Origin of the sequence: Georgenia sp. M64 (assembly GCF_038049925.1) — a bacterium.
Taxonomy (GTDB): Bacteria; Actinomycetota; Actinomycetes; order Actinomycetales; family Actinomycetaceae; genus Georgenia.
Genome location: NZ_CP145809.1, coordinates 1,339,568 through 1,359,264 on the forward strand (window position 1 = coordinate 1,339,568; position 19,697 = coordinate 1,359,264).

21 protein-coding genes, 1 pseudogene and 1 other annotated feature are annotated in these 19,697 nt (G+C 67.8%); of the genes and pseudogenes, 10 read left to right on the forward strand and 12 right to left on the reverse strand.

Annotated elements, in window-relative coordinates; genetic code table 11:
* The first annotated feature begins 58 nt into the window (after positions 1–58).
* Entirely contained in the window at positions 59–553 is a 495-nt protein-coding gene (locus AAEM63_RS06020; protein ID WP_341360720.1) for a MarR family transcriptional regulator, read from the forward strand.
* A gap of 196 nt (positions 554–749) precedes the next feature.
* Here AAEM63_RS06020 and AAEM63_RS06025 read toward each other — a convergent pair whose 3' ends face one another.
* The 3 genes from AAEM63_RS06025 to istA form a co-directional block, all read right to left on the reverse strand.
* Positions 750–1,229: a peroxiredoxin gene (locus tag AAEM63_RS06025; protein WP_341360721.1), complete on the reverse strand. Its 480-nt coding sequence runs from the start codon at positions 1,227–1,229 to the stop codon at positions 750–752.
* A 338-nt stretch (positions 1,230–1,567) separates the two neighbouring features.
* Positions 1,568–2,395, reverse strand: a complete 828-nt coding sequence (locus AAEM63_RS06030) for an ATP-binding protein (RefSeq protein ID WP_341361320.1) — start codon at positions 2,393–2,395, stop codon at positions 1,568–1,570.
* 114 nt (positions 2,396–2,509) lie between these two features.
* Positions 2,510–4,090, reverse strand: a complete 1,581-nt coding sequence (gene istA, locus AAEM63_RS06035) for an IS21 family transposase (RefSeq protein ID WP_341360722.1) — start codon at positions 4,088–4,090, stop codon at positions 2,510–2,512.
* 737 nt (positions 4,091–4,827) lie between these two features.
* Here istA and AAEM63_RS06040 point away from each other — a divergent pair.
* Entirely contained in the window at positions 4,828–5,556 is a 729-nt protein-coding gene (locus AAEM63_RS06040) for a dienelactone hydrolase family protein (protein WP_246005955.1), read from the forward strand.
* A gap of 224 nt (positions 5,557–5,780) precedes the next feature.
* Here the strand turns inward: AAEM63_RS06040 and AAEM63_RS06045 are convergent, their stop codons facing one another.
* Positions 5,781–6,560 (reverse strand): IS1634 family transposase, encoded by a 780-nt coding sequence (locus tag AAEM63_RS06045; RefSeq protein ID WP_341361321.1) that lies wholly within the window; start codon positions 6,558–6,560, stop codon positions 5,781–5,783.
* A gap of 52 nt (positions 6,561–6,612) precedes the next feature.
* A protein-coding gene (locus AAEM63_RS06050; protein ID WP_341361322.1) for an IS3 family transposase occupies positions 6,613–7,892 on the reverse strand; the annotation gives its coding sequence in 2 pieces (ribosomal slippage) (positions 6,613–7,619 and positions 7,619–7,892; 1,281 coding nt in all).
* Positions 7,489–7,620: a sequence feature (AL1L pseudoknot), on the reverse strand. Its footprint overlaps the gene before it by 132 nt.
* Positions 7,893–8,013: 121 nt before the next feature.
* On the opposite strand from AAEM63_RS06050, the gene AAEM63_RS06055 reads away from it, so the two are divergent.
* Positions 8,014–9,179 (forward strand): IS3 family transposase gene (locus AAEM63_RS06055; protein WP_341358930.1). Its coding sequence is split into 2 segments (ribosomal slippage): positions 8,014–8,260 and positions 8,260–9,179, totalling 1,167 coding nucleotides; the frame shifts between segments, so codons are not numbered across the junction.
* A gap of 45 nt (positions 9,180–9,224) precedes the next feature.
* Here AAEM63_RS06055 and AAEM63_RS06060 read toward each other — a convergent pair.
* A complete protein-coding gene (locus AAEM63_RS06060) occupies positions 9,225–9,926 on the reverse strand; it encodes a hypothetical protein (RefSeq protein WP_341360723.1) in 702 nt (233 codons plus the stop codon).
* A gap of 345 nt (positions 9,927–10,271) precedes the next feature.
* Between AAEM63_RS06060 and AAEM63_RS06065 the strand changes: the two genes are divergently transcribed.
* Positions 10,272–10,484: a hypothetical protein gene (locus AAEM63_RS06065; protein WP_341360724.1), complete on the forward strand. Its 213-nt coding sequence runs from the start codon at positions 10,272–10,274 to the stop codon at positions 10,482–10,484.
* Between the two features lie 45 nt (positions 10,485–10,529).
* The gene (locus AAEM63_RS06070) at positions 10,530–10,724 is read left to right on the forward strand and encodes a helix-turn-helix domain-containing protein (protein ID WP_341360725.1); all 195 of its coding nucleotides are present in this window, start codon (positions 10,530–10,532) and stop codon (positions 10,722–10,724) included.
* A gap of 312 nt (positions 10,725–11,036) precedes the next feature.
* On the opposite strand, the gene AAEM63_RS06075 is transcribed toward AAEM63_RS06070, so the two are convergent.
* From AAEM63_RS06075 to AAEM63_RS06090, 4 genes are all read right to left on the reverse strand, one after another.
* Positions 11,037–11,606, reverse strand: coding sequence for a PaaI family thioesterase (locus AAEM63_RS06075; RefSeq protein WP_341360726.1), 570 nt, complete (start codon positions 11,604–11,606; stop codon positions 11,037–11,039).
* 167 nt (positions 11,607–11,773) lie between these two features.
* Positions 11,774–12,628: an SDR family oxidoreductase gene (locus tag AAEM63_RS06080; RefSeq protein WP_123914503.1), complete on the reverse strand. Its 855-nt coding sequence runs from the start codon at positions 12,626–12,628 to the stop codon at positions 11,774–11,776.
* A gap of 46 nt (positions 12,629–12,674) precedes the next feature.
* Positions 12,675–13,208, reverse strand: a complete 534-nt coding sequence (locus AAEM63_RS06085) for a luciferase family protein (protein WP_341360727.1) — start codon at positions 13,206–13,208, stop codon at positions 12,675–12,677.
* Positions 13,205–13,612, reverse strand: a complete 408-nt coding sequence (locus AAEM63_RS06090) for a DoxX family protein (protein ID WP_341360728.1) — start codon at positions 13,610–13,612, stop codon at positions 13,205–13,207. Before AAEM63_RS06090 ends, AAEM63_RS06085 begins: the two co-directional genes overlap by 4 nt.
* Before the next feature lie 113 nt (positions 13,613–13,725).
* Between AAEM63_RS06090 and AAEM63_RS06095 the strand changes: the two genes are divergently transcribed.
* Entirely contained in the window at positions 13,726–14,073 is a 348-nt protein-coding gene (locus AAEM63_RS06095; RefSeq protein WP_341360729.1) for a winged helix-turn-helix transcriptional regulator, read from the forward strand.
* 292 nt (positions 14,074–14,365) lie between these two features.
* Positions 14,366–14,945 (forward strand): annotated as a pseudogene (locus AAEM63_RS06100) (efflux RND transporter permease subunit); the annotation flags it as partial.
* Positions 14,946–14,991: 46 nt separating this feature from the next.
* On the opposite strand, the gene AAEM63_RS06105 reads toward AAEM63_RS06100, so the two are convergent.
* Complete coding sequence (locus tag AAEM63_RS06105; protein ID WP_341360730.1) at positions 14,992–15,432, reverse strand: DUF6640 family protein; 441 nt, start codon at positions 15,430–15,432, stop codon at positions 14,992–14,994.
* 211 nt (positions 15,433–15,643) lie between these two features.
* Here AAEM63_RS06105 and AAEM63_RS06110 point away from each other — a divergent pair, with 211 nt between their 5' ends.
* On the forward strand, positions 15,644–16,126 hold the full coding sequence (locus AAEM63_RS06110) for a MarR family winged helix-turn-helix transcriptional regulator (RefSeq protein ID WP_341360731.1): 483 nt from the start codon (positions 15,644–15,646) through the stop codon (positions 16,124–16,126).
* Positions 16,127–16,190: 64 nt separating this feature from the next.
* Positions 16,191–16,454: a hypothetical protein gene (locus AAEM63_RS06115; RefSeq protein ID WP_341360732.1), complete on the forward strand. Its 264-nt coding sequence runs from the start codon at positions 16,191–16,193 to the stop codon at positions 16,452–16,454.
* 13 nt (positions 16,455–16,467) lie between these two features.
* On the opposite strand, the gene AAEM63_RS06120 is transcribed toward AAEM63_RS06115, so the two are convergent.
* Positions 16,468–17,700 (reverse strand): IS110 family transposase, encoded by a 1,233-nt coding sequence (locus AAEM63_RS06120; protein WP_341360733.1) that lies wholly within the window; start codon positions 17,698–17,700, stop codon positions 16,468–16,470.
* Between the two features lie 195 nt (positions 17,701–17,895).
* Here AAEM63_RS06120 and AAEM63_RS06125 point away from each other — a divergent pair, with 195 nt between their 5' ends.
* Positions 17,896–19,374 (forward strand): MDR family MFS transporter, encoded by a 1,479-nt coding sequence (locus AAEM63_RS06125; RefSeq protein WP_341360734.1) that lies wholly within the window; start codon positions 17,896–17,898, stop codon positions 19,372–19,374.
* Positions 19,375–19,697 lie beyond the last annotated feature (323 nt).

Here is a 19,697-nt window from a genome sequence, read left to right on the forward strand (position 1 = left end):
AGGTGAATAGTACGGCTTAGCCGAAGAATTGAGGGACGCGGTGGATCGGGACGGAGTGATGGCGGCGATCGCCGAGGACGAGGCGGCGCTGGTACGCCTCTTCTCGAGGGCGCAGTTCAGCGCTCTGTTGCAGACCACCTTGACGATGCAGCAACTCAAGGTCCTGTTGCTGCTGCACGTGGACGGGTCGCTGATGAGTCACGAGCTGGCCGACGCGCTGAAAATCAGCCCGGCATCGGTCACTGGTCTGGTGGATCGACTCGCAGACCGGGGGCTCGTCGAGCGAGTAGCGGATCCGGCGGACCGGCGTGCCCGACACATACATCCCACAGCTCGGGGATCAGATCTGGTGGAGCAGCTGATGGCCGAAGGTGCCGGACATCGCGTCGCGCTCCTGTCCCGCCTGGACGACGAGAGCGTTAAGACCATCGCGACGGCGTTCGCGGCGCTGCGTCGAGCCGCAGAGCAGCTCTACGGTCGCGATGTCACCCTCGCTGCTCCGCGTACCGGGGAGGGGCCGCAGGTCCGACCGCACGTCGTCGGCGCCGACTGACGTAGGAACGACCACCCGATCTTGCCCCGCGGTGCTGCTGGGCTTAACCACAGCCCCAAAGCGGCTGTCACTGACGCCCGTCCTCTGCCACACTGGATGTGAGCGCGGACCCGAAGATCGGTGCCTACGTGAACGAGCACGGCGCTGGCCCTCCAGCCAGCCTATCGATTGTGCGGCTGCAAGCCGAGGGCACGCGTCACAGTGGCGCCGGCGGCTCCTCGGCTTTCAATATGCGCAACGCCTCGTCCGCATGAGTCTCCATCCGCAGCTCACTACGGATGACCCCTCGTACCCGACGGTCGGAGCTGATCACAAACGTGCTTCGTCGCGGTGGGAGCCCGGGAAGGTTCCTCTGGATGCCGTAGTCGGAGGCGACGGTCCCATCCGGGTCGGACAGCAACGGGTACCCGAGGTGGTGTTCGGCGTCGAACTGACGTTGCCGAGCAACGGTGTCGCGGCTGATCCCGACCCTGATCGCACCGGCGGCGTTGAATTCCGCGGCCAGGTCACGAAAATGGCAGCTCTCCGCGGTGCAGCCTCGGCTCATCGCCAACGGATAGAAGAACAGCACCACCGGCCCGTCAACCAGCAACCGGCTCAACCGAACGGCGTTCTGATGCTGGTCGGGAAGTTCGAAGTCCGGGGCAAGGTCACCGACGCCAAGCAGACTGCTCATCTACGACTCCACCCGGACGAGAGGGACCGGCGCGGATCGCGCGACAAGGTGCGCCCAATCGAGAGGACCACGTCCACAGTGTCCGCACCGATCCTTCCGCCTGGAGATGGGCCCCGGCATGCCGACTCATGCACCCTAGGCCACCATTCTAGGTCAGGTCCTCATGAAGAGTAAGTACACTTCGTAAGTGCGCGTACAGTGGCGCGCGGCTGGCCCATAGAATCCTTCGCCCGGGGCGTGGTGGGTGTAGCAGGGTCAGCAGTGCGACGCCGATAGGTGTCGCTTGCCAGGGTGATGGGACCACCGTGTTGCCACGAGCATGGGACCACCTGGAGGTGTCACTGAGCATCGCGGGCCTGCCTCTCGTCGTCAACGGCGACACGCTCGGGGCGTTGGCGGTAGGAGGGGCCCTCGACGACGAGGGTGTGGGCTCCTGAGGTGAGGCGGTCGACGGCGGACTGGGCGAGCAGGGCGTCGGTGGTCATGCCTAGCCACTCGGACGGCTCGCGGTTCGACACCCAGATCGTCGGCGCCTTGCGGTGGCGCTCGACGACGAGCTCGTAGAAGTCGTTGGTCTGGGTCGCGTCCAGGACCCGGAGGGCGAAGTCGTCGATGATGAGGACGTCGACGGTGGTGAGGCGGCGCATCTCGGCCTCGAGGGTGTTGTCTAGACGGGCGGCCCGGAGGCGGGTGAAGAGCTTGTCGGCGCGGGCGAAGATGACGCTGTGGCGGCGGCGGATCGCGATGTGCCCCAGCGCGGTGGCCAGGTGGGTCTTGCCGGCCCCGACGGGGCCGAGGATGAGAACACCGGTGCCGGCCTCGGCGAACCGCAGCGAGGTCAGGTCGGACCAGAGGGTGCGGTCGTAGGACAGGCCGGGGTGCTCGTCCCAGGTCTCGAGCCGCATGGCCGGGTCCAGGCCGGCCTTGGCGGCGCGGAGCATCGCGGAGCGGGACTCGCGGCGGGTGACCTCGTCGGACAGCAGGAGCTCGAGGAAGGCGGCGTGGCCCATCTTGTGCTGGCGGGCCAGGGCCAGGCGCTCGGGCAGGGTGTCCTTAAGGCCGGAGAGCTTCAGGGCCCGCAGGATCCGGGACAGGTCCGCCCCGAGGGGGTCGACCGGCCCCGCGGGCGGCGAGGCCGGCGACGTCGTGGTCGTGGTGGTGGTTATCGGGTGGTCTCCAGTTCGGGTGTCATGGCGGCGTCAGCGCCGCCGCGGATGAGGGTCAGCTGGGCGGTCCCAGCACTGGCCGGGACGGTCCCACCAGTGCCAGGGGCGGTCCCCTCACTGGCAGGGACGGTCCCACCGGTGGCGACCGGGGTGGTCCTTCCGGTGGCGAACTCGGCGGGGTCGCGGGCGAAGCGCGCCGTGGTGGCGGCGGACCTCGCAGGCAGGAGCGGGGCGGGTGCCCTCGGTGGCCTTCTCCAGCATGGAAGCGACCTTGGTCACCGAGACGACGTCGAGGTCCAGGGCCCGGGCGCAGGTGGTCTCCACCGGGTCGGGCCCGTAGCGGCGGACCAGACCCAGCAGGCGGTAGACGGCCCGCATCCGGGTCCAGGGCAGCGGGTCGTCCAGGATCCGTTCGGCGTAGATGCCGATGTTCTCCCCGTGCGACGCGGCGGTGGCGATCAGCCGGGTGAGGTCGCGCAGGGCGTAGCCCGTCTTCTCCGCGGGCAGGTCCGCCCGGTCCGTCCAGCGCTGCCCGGGCCGCTGCCGCGGGTGCGTCTTGACCAGCTTGCCGCCCAGGTAGAGCTTGACCAGCTCGCTGTCGGCGCGCGCGTCGAGGTACTGGCCCAGGTAGTCCCCGGGGACGGAGTACAACGACTTGGCCACCTCGACGTGGAAGTCGCGATGGACCTTGACCCGGGTGAACACCGGCACGTCATAGGCGTCCGGGACGGCCAGCAGCGCGCCGGCCTCGGTCTCGGTGAAGACCTCGAGGGGGCGGGCCTGGATGGTGCCGTGGATCCGCATCCCCGCCCGGTCCTGGCACCACGCCTCGACGGCCTGCTGGGCGTGGGCGAGGTCGGTGAAGGTCTCCCCGGCCCAGAAGTTCCCCCGGACGTACTGCACCCGCTCGACGCGGGGCTTGTCCTTCGGGGACCGCACCCGGGCCGGGTCGGTGACGAACCCGGCGTGCTGGGCGTAGTCCAACCACCCCGTCGACAGGCGCGGATTGACGGCGTCGGCGTCGGTCACGACCGGCTTGAGGTTGTCCGGGACCAACACCCTGAACACCCCACCGAAGAACGCCCAGGCCGCCTCACACCCGGCGATGACCGCCGCCAGGGTCTGGGAGTACGTCAGCCAGACGAACATGTGCCGGGAGTACACGGCGGTGAGGATCAGCGCGTGGACCTTCCGCCGGCGCCCGTCCGCGGGGTCGGTCAGGTAGCCCATCTGTCCGAAGTCGACCTGCAGCTCGGCGCCCGGCTCGCCGTCGGCGACGCGGACGGTGGTGTCCTTGGCCCGGTACCCGCACCGCTCGGTCGCGAAGCGGTGCAGCGTCCGGTACGGCACCACGCAGCCCTGCCGGGCGAGGAGCTCCTCGATCTTCACGACCGACAGCGGCTTCTGATCCTTGCCATCCCCAGCCACCCACGCCCGGATCTGCTCCTCGCGCGCCAGCAGTGCTTCCCAGGCGGCGCCGTGACCGTTCGGGCGGACCGGACGCACCGCCGCCACGACCGCGCCGACCAGCTGGTCGTCGACCGCCGCCAGCCCCGCCGACCGCTCCAGCCCGGCGGCCTGGGCGGCCTGGACATAACGGCGGGCGGTCTTGCGGTCCACCCCCGCCCGCTCCGCGACCGTCCGCAAGCCCGCTCCGTCGAGCCAGCCCCGCAGCACCTCTCTGACCTCAATCACGCTGACCTCCCTGAACCCCACGCCCGGTGACCTCCGCGTCGACGAAGCTGACACAGCGATCAAACGGGCCATCGAGGAGACCACCAGCAAGACGCGCCGGGTGGTCCCATGACTGGCAATCCAGGTGGTCCCATGAAGCTGGCAGAAAACCGGCTACAGAGGTCCCATGCTCATGGCAGGCGACAGATAGGCAACTGTGAGGCTCCTGCAGCGCCCGGGAGCGGGAGTCGATCACGGGGGGCGAGGGCCTGTTGGCCATCTCGGAGACATAGTCTAGGTGAGCGGCCCCAACGGTCGGACCGCGTGGTGCATTCGGGCCTTTGGTGCGCTTGGCGATCTGCGCCGTGCTCAGGTCCACCAGCGACAGCTGCTGGAACGCGGCGACCCAGTCTCGGTCGGCCGAGCACTACCAAACGCGATCGTCACGTCTAGCTAGCTGAACGGGATCGTAGAAGTCCACCGCCGCATCGCCCGCGGCTTCCGCAACCCCACCAACTACCGACTCAGGATGCTCCTCGTCGGAGGCGGCCTCACCCCACCGATTCTCCGATGAGCCGTCAAACCGCTGACGTGGTGTGTGACATGAGCCCTCTGATTTGCGACTCGCAGCTGAGCATGGCCCAGGGCCTATCGCATCTCCGATGCTCCGGTAGCGTACCGCGAGTTAGGAGGATCGTCCGAGTTCGCAGAACTCGATACGGCGTCCATGCCCGCATCGCGATCGCTGGGGGACCACATTGCCCGAGACGACCATCCCGGCCGGCGCCAGTGCGCCCTCTCTGCGTGCTTACCTGGCCGCCCCTCCGATCGGGGAAGGGCCCTGGCCGGGTGTCGTGGTAGTGCACGAGGCCTTCGGGCTGACCGACGACACCAGGCAGCAGGCGGACCGGCTCGCAGCTGGAGGCTACCTGGCCGTGGCGCCCGACCTGTTCACCGCCGGTGGTCCGATGCGGTGCCTGAGATCGACGTTTCGGGCGCTCGCCCGCGGGGAGGGCCCTGCATTCGACGATTTGGCGGCCACTCGGGCGTGGCTGGACGAACGCGCCGACTGCACCGGGCGGGTCGGCGTGCTCGGCTTCTGCATGGGCGGGGGCTTCGCTCTCCTCGCCGCCACCCGCGGCTTCGACGCTGCCGCTGCCAACTATGGCCAACTCCCCGAGGACGCCGACAGCGCCCTCCTGGGCGCCTGTCCGGTGGTTGCCAGCTACGGAGCTCGAGACCGCACGCTGCCCGGGGCGGCCGAGCGACTGGACCGCGCGCTCTCAGGTCTCGGAGTTGAGCGCGACGTGAAGGAGTATCCCGACGCGGGTCACTCCTTCATGAACCGGCACAACAGCGGTCCTCTCGCTGTGGTTGAACGGATCGGCGGCTTCAACTACCACCACCCGTCATCGGAAGACGCCTGGGACCGCATCTTCAGGTTCTTCGAGCGACACCTCCGAAACGGTGGAATAGCGAAGTCCTGACGACTTCAGCAGCCGCCGGGGCCCTCGGTCACGCTTCGTTCTGAGTGCCGAACCACTCGACCTGAACGGATTCCCGTCGACGTCCTCTCCGATGGTTAATCAAGGCGATTACCAATCCGGCTGAGGCGCCTGCTCTGGAGGTCCAAGCGGGAGTCGCCCTTGCCGCGTTCACGCCGTGACCTACCTCGCCGTTCCTGCCGGCCTCGTACCTGAGTTCCACAGGGTTAGTGCCCCGTCGTGGTGATGGCCGGTAGGTGGTCGAGGATCTCGCGGGCGTCGGGGGTGATGGCGGGGTCTGCGGTGATGTGGTGGCCGTTGATGCTGATGGTCGCCGAGCGCAGGGGCCGCAGGGTGTTGACGATCTTCTTCAAGGATTTGCCGGTCGCGGTGGTGAGGTAGCGGCTGATGGCGAGAGCAGCGAAGACGACCGTGAGGTGGGCCTCGATGGCTTCGCGTTGGTGGTGGAAGACCGGGCGGGCGCGCAGGTCGGACTTGGTCATGCGGAAGGACTGCTCGACCCGCCACAGGTCGTGATATGCGCTGATGACCGCCGCGCCGGTCATCGTCTCGACGGGCAGGTTGGTCACATACCCCTTCAGCCCGGCGAGCTGACGGGCCCGGTCGATGGTGGCCTGGTCGAGCTCCTTGGTGGCGCCGGAGACCTTTAGGAACCGGGTTTTCCTCAGCGGGGCTGTGCCGGCGGCGATCTTCTCCGCCTTGGCGATCATCAAGTTGATGTCCCGGTCATCGCGCTTGTTCCGCTTGAACGACCACTGGTAGACCACCCGCCGCTCCCGGGCATTCGTCCCGGTGCCCATCACCCGGGTCGACTCCAGGATCTGCCCGTCGTCGAAGTAGTTGCCGTTGCGTTCGAAGTGTTCGGCCAGGTCGTAGGGTGCCTTGGTCAGCCGCGAGCCGACGATGAAGGAGAACCCCGCGTCCTCCAGGGCGTTGAGATTGGCCGCGGAGAGCATGCCGGCGTCAGCGACGACGACCATGTCCATCACGCCGTGGCGTTCCTGGAAGGCCTGAAGCGCCCCAGGTTCTGTGCCGCTCTCATACTGGCTGCGGCTCTCGGGCGAGAGTCGCGTAGTGGGCTTGCTCGTACTCGATGGGGGCGAGGTAGCCGAGGCTACTGTGCAGGCGTCGGGAGTTGTACCACTCGACCCAGCCGGCGGTGGCGAACTCGACGTCGGAGATCGTCTTGTAGGGCCCGGGGTGGAAGATCGTGGTGCGAACGCATTCGGTCTTGTACAGGCCGTTGATCGTCTCCATGAGGGCGTTGTCGTAAGCATCGCCGACGCTGCCGATCGAGGGACGGATGCCCTCGAGCTGGAGGTGCTCGGTGAACCGGACGGAGGTGTATTGGGCGCCGGCATCGGAGTGCGCGATCAGCTCACCGCCTGTGGCCGGGTGGCCCTCGCGGTCACGCTGCCAGATCGCCATGCGTAGCGGGATCATCACCAGGTCGGTGTGCATCGTGGCGGCGACGTGCCAGGCCACGATCCGCTGCGCGAAGACGTCGACGACGAAGGCGACGTAGACGAACCCGGCCCAGGTACGGACGTAGGTGAAGTCCATGACCCAGGTGCGGTTCGGTGCCGTGGCGGTGAAGTCGCGGTCGAGCAGGTCGCCGGCGCGCCGGCCGTCCCTGGCGGGGATCGTCGTGCGCAAGCCCTTGGCTCGCCGGATGCCGGACAGGCCCAGGGCCCGCATCGCCCGGTCCACCGCGCCCGGGCTCGACTCCGGCACGCGGCGGCGTACCAGGGCCGACATCTTGCGTCGCCCGTACAGGCCCTCCGGGGTCATCCTCGGTCGGCCCTCGTGATCGAGAGTCCAGGCCAGGGACCTGACGGTGTCCAGGACCTGGGCGTCGCTGATCGTGCGGGCCGCGACCGGCTGGTTGGCGCGCTTGCAGGCCCGGTAGGTTCGTGCGGCGATCTGGCAGCCCTGCTCACGCAGGACCCGGCAGACCGACTCGACCGCATAACCTTCGGCGCGCATCTGATCGATGAACGCCACGATCATCGGTTGCGGGGGTCGAGCTCCCCCGCGAAGAAAGTCGTCGCGGCCTTCAGCACGGCCACGTCTTCACGCAGGCGCCGGTTCTCCGCCTTCAACCGCCGGATCTCCTCGTTCTCCGCCGAGGTGATCCCTGGCCGGGTGCCCGCGTCAACCTCGGCCTGGGCGACCCACCGCCGGACCGACTCCCGGGCCACCCCCAGCTGCTTGGCCACCGCGACCATCGCCTCGGTCACCGAGGGGTACTCCTGTTGGTGCTCTCGAACCAGACGCACCGCCCGGGCCTTCAGCTCCGGATCGATCTTCTTCGGCATGGTGCTCATCCTCCTGGACTCAAACAGGAGCGGCATCAAACCTGGGGCGCTTTGAGGTGAGGGATTGAATCTGGACCAGGACCCCCAAGGTAGAATCCTTGGGAGAATTGGAAGGGATTCGATGGCTCCACGAAAGTTCACTCCGGAGTTCAAGACCGAGGCGGTGCGCGCGGTCATTAGTTCCTCGCGGACGGTCGCCGACGTGGCGCGCGAGTTCGGCGTTGGCGCGGAGACGTTACGGAACTGGGTCAATGCGTATCGGCGCGAGCACGCCGGGGAGGAGCCGGAGGTGACCGAGTCGGAACGGAATGAACTGGCTCGGTTGCGTAAAGAGGTCCGTGACCTGAAAGCCGAGCGTGAGTTCCTGGGAAAAGCGGCGGCCTTCTTCGCGAAGGAGTACCGGTGAGCGCGAAGTTCGCGTTCATCTCCAGCGAGGAAGGCAACTACTCCGTGCGGAACATGTGCTCCTGGGCGCAGGTGTCCCGGGCCGGCTACTACGAGTGGAGGGACCGGGCACCGTCGGCCACCGCGCGGTGGCGGGCCGAGCTCGGCGAGGTCATCGAGCACCTCTTCGCCGATTCCGACGGCACCTACGGCTACCGCCGCATCGCCGCCGCGCTGGCCCGCACGGGCCGGTACTGCGACGAGCAGACTGTCCGGGCGATCATGGCCGAACGCGGCCTGGTGGCTTGTCAGCCGCGCGCTAAGGGACCGGTGACCACGATCGCCTCGGACGCCGGTGACCTGCCCGACTTGCTCGAGCGGGACTTCACCGCCACCGAGCCCGGGGCAAAGCTCGTCGGCGATATCACGTACATCCCCTCCTGGCAGGGCTGGGTGTACCTGGCCACCGTGCTCGACTGCTTCTCCAAGAAGGTCGTCGGCTACGCGCTGGCCGAGCACATGCGCACCGAGCTCGTCACCGACGCCTTGGGTATGGCGAACAGGAATGGTCATATCCGCCCCGGCGTGACCATCTTTCATTCCGACCGGGGCACGCAATACACGTCGGCGGCGTTCGCTGAGTTCACCGCCGCGGTCGGCGTGACCCGTTCGGTCGGGCGCACCGGCATTTGCTACGATAACGCCTGGGCCGAATCTTTCAACGCGACCCTGAAGGTCGAGCGAGTTCACCGTACCGCCTATCCCACCCGGGGTCACGCCGTCCGAGATATCACCCGGTACATTGAGCTGCGGTACAATCAAAAGCGGCTCCACTCGACCCTCGGGTATCGCACACCGAACGAGGTCGAGCACGCCTGGTACGAAACGCACAGAGCCGCCTGAAAAGAAGCAGCAATCAGCGGTCCGGATTCAATCCCTCAGTCCACTTCAGGCCCGCAGGACCGGCACGATCGTCGTGGTCTCGGCCTTGTTGCCCTCGAACAGGTGGACCTCGAGGGGGAAGCCACCCGGGTCGACCAAGAGCCCGACCTGGACCTGGGGGTCGACCCGGTGCTCCTTGCTCATCCCGACCTTGCGCAGGTCGTCCTCGTCCTCGTTCTCGAAGTGCAGGGTGGTCACGTCGTACATCACCAACGCGGCCGTGCCGCTGGTGCGGGCGGAATGGGCCAGGCACGCCTTGGCGAGCCGGTCGCGGTAGTCCCTGCCCTGCGCCCGTCGCAGGGCCGCGTAGAGCGTGTTCAGGTGCGGGGCGCTGACCCCGATCTCCTCCAGCACCCGCACCGTGTCGGCCTTGGACGTCGGCTCGACGAGCCGGGCCAGGACCACCGCGGCGAACGCCTCGTCCTTCAACGACTCGAACCCCAGGACCCGGTAGGCGTCGGAGAGGACCTCCCACAGCACCCGGCTCGAGGTCCCGACCACATGGGCACGCACCGCAGAAGACACGGCCGGGGTGTCCAGGCCCAGGTCGAGTTCGTCCTGGCCGGCGTTGAGACGCTCTCGGGCGGCCTGGACCAGCACCGCCAGCTCGAGCTCGTCACGGGCAGAGCCCAGATGCTCCACGATCCGGCGCACCCCACCGCGCTTCTCCGCGATCTGTACCGCGGTCGCCCCAGAGGCGGTCTTCACCTTGCGGATGTAGGGCGACACATCCTGAGAATACCCGCCAACTTAGTGCCCCAAATCAACCCACCACAGAGCCCTGACCAGCACAAACACCGCTCAGCCCGCCACCACCTGTGGAAGTCGGGTCGTACCCTCCGAGGCTGGACCGTTGCCGCCGCGAGGGCCCAAAGCGGCTCTTCGAACATCCGGTGGGGAGTGAGACTCGCGGTGTGATCATGGCTGGGTAGGGGTCGAGGTCCCCGATGATCAGTAGCGACCAAGCAACCGCTCAACCCGAGGACCTCGACGTTGCCCAACGCTACGGGGTGCGTTGCCGCACCCACGACAGATCCCTGCTCGCGTTGTGACGTGCTGCTCGGCCTGGACCGTATCCGGGCCGAGGGCGTCGATCGCGACGAGACGGTGATGACCGTGGAGACGGTGATGACCGTGGCGGTCTCCACGCCCTGGCAGCTGATCGGTTGCCCGACCTGCGGGGTCGTCGCCCCGAGCCGCGGCCGGCGCCTGCGCGTCCTGCACGACGTTTCCGGAACTGTGGCGGTACAAGTGCTGTGGCGCTAGCGGACCTGGCGCTGCCTGGACCGCGGCTGCCCCAGGGGCACGTTCGTGGAGCAGGTCCCAGGGCTCGTCGCCGCCCGTGGCTCGATCACCACCTGGGCGATCACCTGGGCGATCGCGCAGCTGCGCCGTGAGCACGCCACGATCCAGGGCCTCGCCCGCCGGCTCGGGACGTCATGGAAGACGCTGTGGCGCACGGTCTGCCCGAGCCCGAGCGCCTCGCGGACACTACACTCAGACTGAGCGAACCGCCCGGTTCCCCGGAAACACAAGGGAATCCGTGAGTTCCCTAGGCTAGGCGCGGTTCACCCTGTTTCTGACGACGCTGCTCCGGGTTATCTACGCGTCCCCAGTGTGGAGTCTCGGCAAGCAGCCCTGCCCGCTATTCGTGACTTTACTCCACACGCGTCGGTGGGCTGGCTGCCCGAGGGGTGCGGTCGTCGAGTGCCGTGTCACGGCACCACCATGACGAACCTCCGACCAACGCGGTCCACGTTGCTACGTACCGGGAGCTAAGGCATGCCGCGGCCCCGCGGAAGACCGCCGAGACGCGCCCTACCCGCGTTGCTGACCCACCGCACCCTCCCGACCGCTGTCGCGGTGATCATCCGCGACGGGTGGCGTGGGGCTACCGCCGGATACGGCTCCGTGCCGGGCGAAATGTTCGACACCGACCGTGACGAACACCGCCGTCGACGTGGCCACGGTGCATCCGTCGAGGTCGCTCAGGGTGGCAGCAACAAAGAACTTCCGGTCCTCACGGCTCGTCACCCTCGCCTCCATCCGGTAGGTGACCCCCACGAGGACAGGTGACAGGTAGTCCACTGTGAGCTGGCGGGTGACTGCCGGCGTCCCCACCAGGTACAGCAGGAACCCCGACAGGTCATCGAGGACGGTGGCGACCGCGCCGCCGTGGACGACTCCTGGAGCTCCCACGTGGCGGTTGTCAAAGACGTGGTCGGCCGCCACCCCGTCCCCACGGCGGTTGACTTGGAGGTGATGGCCGTGGGCGTTGTCGGGGCCGCAGCCAAGGCACTGTTCGTGGTGCGGTGGCAGGATCGCGCCATCTGGGTGGGGCACGGCCCTCTCGGCCCAGTGCGCGAGCATCGCTTCCACGTCAGCCATCAAAGCGATCACCTTTCGCCTTACTGCTGCCGCGACGAGAGGTTCGCCGCAGGGAGAGGGTAGTGGGTGCGTGCTCACGGTGCCGGACGGTCGGTCTCGTCGAAGACCCGAAGTCAGTCACGCGGAGGTCAGGAAGCCCGCTGCGGGGCTCGCCTCGCATCCCATTGTCAGGCGGTGGGGGCGTTGGTCAACTTCTTCATCACGTCAACGAAGATCTGCCCGATGTCGGGGTCGGGGCGGCCGGCGCCGCCGGCTGCGACCCAGCCGCCGTCGACGACCAGGTTCGCACCGGTGACGTAGTCGGCCTCGTCCGAGCACAGGTACACCGCTGCCATCGCGATGTCCTCAGGCCGCCCGATGCGGGGGTTGAGCAGTGCGCGTTCGACCGGTGCGCGCCCGCCGGCCTCCAGCAGTGGTCGTGTAGCGGGGGTGTCGATGAACCCTGGGGAGACGGCGTTGACGCGGATGTTCCACGGTGACAGCTCAACGGCGAGATTGGTGGTCAGCCGCAGGACAGCGGCTTTGGCCACGTTGTGCACCAGGTTGCCTGCGACGTTCCCGGGCATGGCCGAGCCGACCATCGCGGCGACCGAGCCGGTGTTGAGGATGGTGCCGCGGCCCTTGCGCTTGAAGACCGGCAGGGCCTTCTGGATCGCCAGGAACAAGATCGTGACCTCGTTGGTCATGTCGAAGTCCCAGTCCACGCGGGTCAAGGACTCGATGGTGCCGCCGCGCACACCAGAGGCGTTGTTGTAAAGGATGTCGAAGTCGCCGTACTCCTTGACAGCGAAGTCGATCCAGCGCTGCACCCCGGCTTCGTCACCCAGGTTCAGCGGCTGCATCGAGACCATCTCACCGCCGTGTGCCCGGACGAGTTCGACGGTCTGTTCGGCTAGGTCCGCCTTGAGATCGCAGCCCACGATCTTGGCGCCTTCCATAGCGAAGGCGAGCGCGGCCGCCCGTCCCTGCCCGTCTGCCGTGCCGGTGATCAGGGCTACCTTGCCCTCGAGTCGTCCCGCCATGAGGTACTCCTTCTTGACTAGTTCCCGGACCAGCGCGACCTGAGAGTCAGGCCGTGCCCTCAGGGCCCGGTGTGGTCCCCGGCTCTGATCTGAGCGGAGGTTCTGCTCCTGTTGCGTAGGCGTATGACGCCATTACGAGACCGGCGGCGATGTCCGCCTCGTACGCGTCGCGTGGGGCGTAGATCATGACCGCACCGGGCGCGATGATCCCGAGGCGGGCGACGGGGTGCTGCTCGGCCCAGCCTGCTTCGATCGCAGCCTTGGCGGCCGTCGGCGGTAGTACCAGGTGCAAGGAATGGTCGGGGGCTGGATGGAGGTGGGCGAACTCGGTGTCGACCATGAAGGAATCGGGTGGGCCGTGGGCTCGGCCCCGGGGAAGCGTGAGCGCTCGTGCACCCGGGACGGAGATCATCGAGCTCGCCCAGACCACACCTGGCAGGTCGATGAGCTGCCCGATGAGGTACTGCCGCGGTTGGTCGTCGTCGGGCTGCTGGTCGAGCTGGGTGTGCGGGTTGGTCGAGGTCGTGGAGGGTCGTGGGCCAGGGCGATGAGGCATGGCCACGGGGTCGGCGTTGCTCATGACAGGGTGAACAGCGGGCTGACCAGGACGAGACCGAGATCGTCACCGAGGTAGGCGAAGACGGCGAACATCACCAGCGCCGCACCGGCCAGGGCCAGGTCCTTGAGGAACTGGGTCTGTTCCATGGCCTTGGCTCCGGGATCGGTCTCGGCCCAGAAGCCGTGCATGATGAAGGCTGTGGGTACCAGGAACGCCACCAGCAGCAGGGCACCGACGTCGGGCCAGATCCCCAGGGCCACCATCAGGGCGCCGACCAGGATCTGCAGCCCCGTCAGCGGGACCATCACGTTGGCGGCCGGCACGCCCTTGCCCGCGGCGTAAGCAGCCATCATCTGCCTCTGTGCCAGGTGGCCGTAGCCTGACCCGACGAAGAGCAGGCCGAAAAGCACCCTACCGAGGAGCACCAGGACATCCACGTTATCCTCCCGAGGTCGCCGCTTACCAAGAGTAAGTACTTGAGGTATAGCAGTACTCTGAGCTCAGGTCAATCACGCTTGAGCGGAGGTAGGAGGGCACGGTGGCGGACGAGGGGAGCGGCCCCATGGGTGGTGACTGCGGACGGTACTGCCCGTCCTTTCACCAGACCGTCGAGCTGCTCGGTCGGCGATGGAACGGTGTCATCCTTCATGCGCTGATGGCTCACGCGGAGCGCTTCAGTGAGATCCGCGCCGCGATACCGGGGCTGTCCGACCGCCTGCTGGCCGAAAGGCTGCGAGAGTTGGAACGCGAAGGACTGCTCTCGCGCACCTGCCCGGTGAGCAGCGGCGCGCCGCGATACGTGCTGACGGCCAAGGGGCGGGCTCTGGAGCCGGTGATCGACTCAATCTCGTCCTGGGCTTCAGACTGGAGCCAGGTAGCTGACTAGGCGTCGATCGCGCGGTGGCCTGACTTTCGGTGTGAGGTGGTCTGGCAGCGTGAACGCGGGAGTCTGGCGCCGGTGTGCCCGGCTATTGCAGTCGGACATGCCAACCTGGAGGCGGACACGTACTTCCCTGCTGACGGACACCTGATCTCCCTGTCTGTGGCCGTGGACCGGTCGTGTCGGTCCCGACGTAGGCGTCCCTCCGGGGATTTGCTCGAGGTCTTCGACCACCACGAGCAGGTTCGACCGGAGGGACGCGTGAAGAAGGCTGACAGGGAAGGCGGGGCCCACGCCCGAGATCGCCGGTATCAACGCGGAGCAGCAGGACGCCTTCGCCGACCTCGGCCTGGCGCTCTGGCCTTCGATGGCCATCGGCGACCTCGTCATGGTCGTAACGTTCCGGTCCCTGACCCAGCCGCTGATCCTGCTGGTCTCCGTGCCATTCGCCGCGACCGGCGCGATCGGCATGCTGCTCGCGACCGGGACACCGCTCCGCGTGCCCGCACTCATCGGACCACTCATGCTGGTCGGGATCGTCGTCACCAACGCCATCGTCCTGATCGACCTCACCCACCAGCACCGGGGACGAGGACTACCGGTTACTGAGGCCGTCATCGGACGGGCCCGCTACTGACTGCGGCCGATCCTCATGACGGCCGCCGCCACGATCGGTGCCCTCATCCCGATGTCCCTCGGGCTCACTGGCGGCAGCGTGTTCATCTCCCAGCCGCTCGCGTTGGTGGTCATCGGCGGGCTGACGACATCGACCCTGCTCACTCACCCTCGTGCTGGTCCCGGTACTGTACGAGCTCCTCGGCCGAGCGAGCAGCCGGCGCGCCCACCGAGACCACCGGGCCGGAAGGCAGCCGGCCTGAATCTGACAGCCCCTTGTCTCAGCTCCGGCACCCCGGCAGGCACGTGTCAGCCGTCAGGCGCCTTCGTCCCACGTCGCCGACGCCGGGCCGTAGTCTCCAGCGCGTAACCGGCGCCGCCCAGAGCGAGCATCGCCCCCGCCGCAAAACGCTCGTCGATCCAGACGCCACGGACCTGGGGGACGAGCCTGGGGAACTCCGACTCCAGACCCTCGGCGCCCGGGTAGGCGAACGCCGACGCCATCGCGGCCCAGAAGACGGCAGGCGCCGCGGCACCGACCACGAGCTCACGCTCCTGAGCGCCGTCGCGTAAGGCATAGAGCGACACGCCACCGAGCAGGGCACCGAGACTGATCGTCATCGCGTCATGGAACCGGGCATGCGGCGGCCATGCCGGGTTGAACAGGTGCGTGCGGTTCCAGTCCGCCGCGAAACCGCCCACTGCGGTGAGCCCAGCCACCACGCGAAGAAGAACGACGCCACCAGGCATGGTGCCACTCTGGCCCACATGAGCCCCGACGGCCACCGCAGCGACCGGCTCGCGTCGCCCGGACGACGACGGTGATCGTCGAACTCATCCACGCGCACCAGCGGACTTCCGCGGTCCGGCCAGCTGTCGCGTTTGCAGTCTCGCGCAGTTGATATATGGTTGCTCCATGCAAATAGGTGTGGACTCCGCTGTCGTGGAGCCCTTGGAGCCCTTGGAGCGGATCGAGCACGAGCTGACGCATCTGCTTCAGCGGGCGCAGCGCGTCTACTTGCACGCCGAGTTGCCGGGACAGCCGTTGGAGCGGTCCGCGTATCTGATCCTCGGCCGGCTGCGGGAGGAGGGGCCGCTGCGCAACGGTGCGTTGGCGGCGTTGCTCGGCCTCGATGCGTCGACGGTGAGCAGGCACGCAGCGGCGTTGCAGCAGGCCGGGCTGATCGCGCGGGAGGCCGACCCCGGGGACGGGCGGGCGTGCCGCCTGCGGCTGACCGAGAGGGGGCACCGGTCCGTGGTGGCCACTCGGAACGCCCGCCGCGCCCTGGTGCGGGAACTGCTCAGTTCCTGGCCGGTGGACGACCGCAGGACTCTGGCCGCTCTGCTGGAGCGGCTGAACGCGGGGCTGGACGACCGCCTCGCTCGCGCGGAGACGGGCGATCCTCCACCGTCGGCGCACAACCAGGCCGACGTCACAGTTTGAGGATCCCCCTGCAGAGCCCGTCGTTCACCCTTCCTACGGATCGCCACAGAGAGGCCGCACGCCCATGAGCTCAGCACCGGCCGACCGCCAGCACGGAACGGCGCACACCGAGCCGGTCATGCCGGTCCTGAGTCATCGCCAGGTCCTGACCGTGCTGGTCGGACTCATGCTCGGCATGCTGGTATCGGCGCTGTCCCAGACGATCGTGGCCACCGCGTTGCCGACCATCGTCGGAGAACTTGGTGGTCAGGAGCAGCTGGCGTGGGTGGTGTCGGCAACGCTGCTGACCTCCACCGCGTCCACGCCGATCTGGGGCAAGCTGAGGTGAAACCCCAAGGGGGTCAGGCTGGGACTGGCTCGGCGGTGACGGTGTAACCGAGTTGGGTGAGCTCGTTGATCAGGCGTCTGGCTCTGCGCTGAGGGTTGTTGCGGCGGATGAAGTAGTCGGCGCCGAGGTCTTGATATGGCTCGCGGCGTTCGAGCATGTAGAAGATTGACACCAGGATCGAGTGCTCGACGGCGACGATGGCCTTGGCGTGCCCGCGCCTGCCCTTGACCCGGGCGTAGAGCGCGGCGAGGTAGGAGCCCTTGACCTTGATCGCGGCGGTGGCGGCGTCGTGGAGGTAGGTCCGTAGCCACTTGTTGCCCTTACGCATGGCACCGGATCTGGATTTGCCGGCGGACTCGTGCTGTCCGGGGCAGCGCCCGGCCCAGGAGGCCAGTCGCTCCGCGGTGCCGAAGACCGTCATGTCGGCACCGATCTCGGCGAGGATCCCCTCGGCCGTGCGGGTGTTGATCCCTGGTGTGGTGGTGATCAGGTCACGCTCCGGCGCGAAAGGGTCGATCACCTTGTCGATCTCGACCGACAGGCGGGCGATGATCTCCTCGAGGTAGTCGATCTTGGCCAGGATCTCTCCGACGATCAGGGCGTGGTGATCGGAGAACCGCCCGGTCAGGGCCTGCTGCAGGGCGGGGATCTTCTTGCGTAGCGCGCCCTTGGCCAGATCGGCCATCACCTCCGGATCCTTGGTGCCGGAGACCAGGGCTGTGAGCATCGCCCGGCCAGAGACCCCGAGGATGTCCGAGGCTACCGAGGAGAGCTTGATCCCGGCGTCCTGCAACACCTTGTCCAGGCGCTGCGCCTCCCGGGTGCGTTCTTCGATCTGCGCCTTGCGGTACCGGGTCAGGCTGCGTAGCTCCCGGATCGGCTTGGGCGGCACGAACGAGGGCTGCACCAGCCCGTTGGCCACCAGCTGCGCGATCCACGCCGCGTCAGCCATGTCCGTCTTGCGGCCCGGGACGTTGCGCAGGTGCCGGGCGTTGAGCAACCAGCACGCCACGGCGTCCTCCAGGGCGTAGTACACCGGCTTCCAGTACACCCCGGTGGACTCCATCGCCACCAACGTCACCGCGTAACCGGTCAGCCAGTCCCGCAGCCCGAGCAGCTCCACCGTCGTGGTCCCGAACGTCGCCGCGTGCGTCTGGACCTGCGAGCCAGACGTGATCCGCACGCACGCAACAACCGTGTCCTTGTGCACGTCGAGCCCCGCACACCGCTCCACCAACGTCTCCACCGCTACCACCTCCACATCAACCAGCAAGAGGCGGATCACCCGAGGAGCTTCACCAGTGGAGTCTGAGGTACGCGCTCGAAGGCAGCAGTTCCATGTGCCCGAAGCTCCCACGTCACACTCAGAAACGGGCTCGATCGGCACCAAGCGCGCCCGACGTCGGCAGGTGACCCACCACAAAGGTTTCCCCCGCTCCACGTGGGCCGCAAGGCCCCCAACCACTCAGATCTGTACGGGCGGAAGATCATGTTCCAGTCCGCGATCAGGATCTTCCTGCTCGCCTCCCTGGCAAGCGGCTTCGCGCAGGACATGGCCCAACTGATCGGTTTTCGCGCGGTCCAGGGTCTTGGTGTCGGTGGATTGATGGCGTTGTCGCAGGCGATCATTGGTGACGTCGTCAGCCCACGGGAACGGGGCCGCTACCAGGGCTACATCGGGTCGGTCTTCGCGCTCGCCACGGTCGCGGGCCCCTTGCTGGGCGGATTCCTGGTCGAGAACCTGTCCTGGCGGTGGACGTTCTGGGTTGGCATCCCGGTCGGGATCGCCGCGCTCGTGGTGACCCAACGAGTGCTCAAGCTGCCGTTCCCGCGGACCCGGCACGCCATCGACTGGCTGGGCGCGTTCTTCATCGTCGCATCGGTCAGCGCGCTGTTGCTCATGCTGTCCCTAGGCGGTAAAGAGTTCGCCTGGAACTCGCCCTGGACTTACGTGTTGGCGGGCGTGGCCGCCGTGATGCTGGCCCTGGCCATCTGGCAGGAGCGCCGGGCCCGTGAGCCGATCATGCCGCCGCACCTGTTCGCCAACCACACCTTTGTCATCACAAGCCTGGCCGGCTTCGTCGTCGGTGTCGCGATGTTCGGCGCGATCATCTTCCTGCCGCAGTACCTGCAGATCGTCAAGGGCGAGTCGCCGACCGCCTCGGGGCTGCTGACGCTGCCGCTCATGGTGGGTCTGCTCGCTGCCTCCATCGGCTCTGGCCGGGCTATCACAGCCACCGGCCGGTACAAGATCTTCCCGGTCGTCGGCCTGCTGGTCGCCGCGGTGGGCCTAGGTCTGATGAGCCGGCTGGCCGTGGACACCTCGCTGGTCGTGGCTGGGTTGTACATGCTGGTCACCGGGGTCGGCATCGGCCTGGTGATGCAGGTACTGGTGCTGGCAACCCAGAACGCCGTAGAGCAGAAGGACCTGGGCGTGGCCACCTCCGGGGCGACGTTCTTCCGGTCCCTGGGGGGCGCCCTGGGCGTGGCGGTGTTCGGCGCGTTACTTACCCATCGCCTCGCCGACACCATCCCGTCCCGGCTCGCTGACGCCGGGGTCCCGGCCGAGCGGTTCGCCGGCGGCGGGCCCGCCCTGGGCAGCCCCGAGCAGATCGCGGCCTTGCCCGAACCCGTGCACGCCGCCGTCGTAGGTGGCTTCGCCGATGCCCTGCAGACCACGTTCCTGGCAGCCGTGCCGTTCGCCCTGCTGGGCTTCGTGCTGCTGCTCTTCCTACGGGAGACACCCTTGCGCCGCCACGCCGAACACCACGAGAGCGGTGAGCACCGGGCCGAGGCGTTCGAGACGGCCGTCGACCCCGACAGCGATCTGGGCCATGGCGACGAGGAAAGCGCCGCAGACCGCTCCGGCGCCGGCGGCAAGCGATCCGCGCCCCTCAGTTTGCCTCCGGACGAGCAGTAGGACGCCGCAGCGCCGGCAGACCGTCCGAAGTAGGACCAGAACCGTGGCCCGAGGAGACGACCGGCGGCGGGTCACGGGCGCTCAGCTCCCGGTTTGGCGAGCCAGCCCGGTGTGACTCAACAGGGGCTCGGAGGTGGCCGCCTCCAGAGGCCGGTCGTGGCCGACAACGGGCGCCGCCCCGGCCCCTTCTTCACCCGACGAGTCGATGCCATCACAACCTCCAGGATCACCGAAGTGTTGCGACCACACCTGGAAACCACCCCGTCGACACGGGGTCAGTTTTCACGCGTCGCCGACAGCGTCGTAGCACGACCCCATCGCGC

Bases quoted from the DNA above. Each gene is read 5' to 3' on its own strand.
- AAEM63_RS06020 (WP_341360720.1), top strand. From the start codon at position 59: ATGGCGGCGATCGCCGAGGACGAGGCGGCGCTGGTACGCCTCTTCTCG.
- AAEM63_RS06025 (WP_341360721.1), bottom strand. From the start codon at position 1,229: ATGAGCAGTCTGCTTGGCGTCGGTGACCTTGCCCCGGACTTCGAACTT.
- AAEM63_RS06105 (WP_341360730.1), bottom strand. From the start codon at position 15,432: ATGCCTGGTGGCGTCGTTCTTCTTCGCGTGGTGGCTGGGCTCACCGCA.
- AAEM63_RS06075 (WP_341360726.1), bottom strand. From the start codon at position 11,606: ATGGCTGACGTGGAAGCGATGCTCGCGCACTGGGCCGAGAGGGCCGTG.
- AAEM63_RS06085 (WP_341360727.1), bottom strand. From the start codon at position 13,208: ATGAGCAACGCCGACCCCGTGGCCATGCCTCATCGCCCTGGCCCACGA.
- AAEM63_RS06080 (WP_123914503.1), bottom strand. From the start codon at position 12,628: ATGGCGGGACGACTCGAGGGCAAGGTAGCCCTGATCACCGGCACGGCA.
- AAEM63_RS06115 (WP_341360732.1), top strand. From the start codon at position 16,191: ATGAGCTCAGCACCGGCCGACCGCCAGCACGGAACGGCGCACACCGAG.
- AAEM63_RS06045 (WP_341361321.1), bottom strand. From the start codon at position 6,560: ATGGACATGGTCGTCGTCGCTGACGCCGGCATGCTCTCCGCGGCCAAT.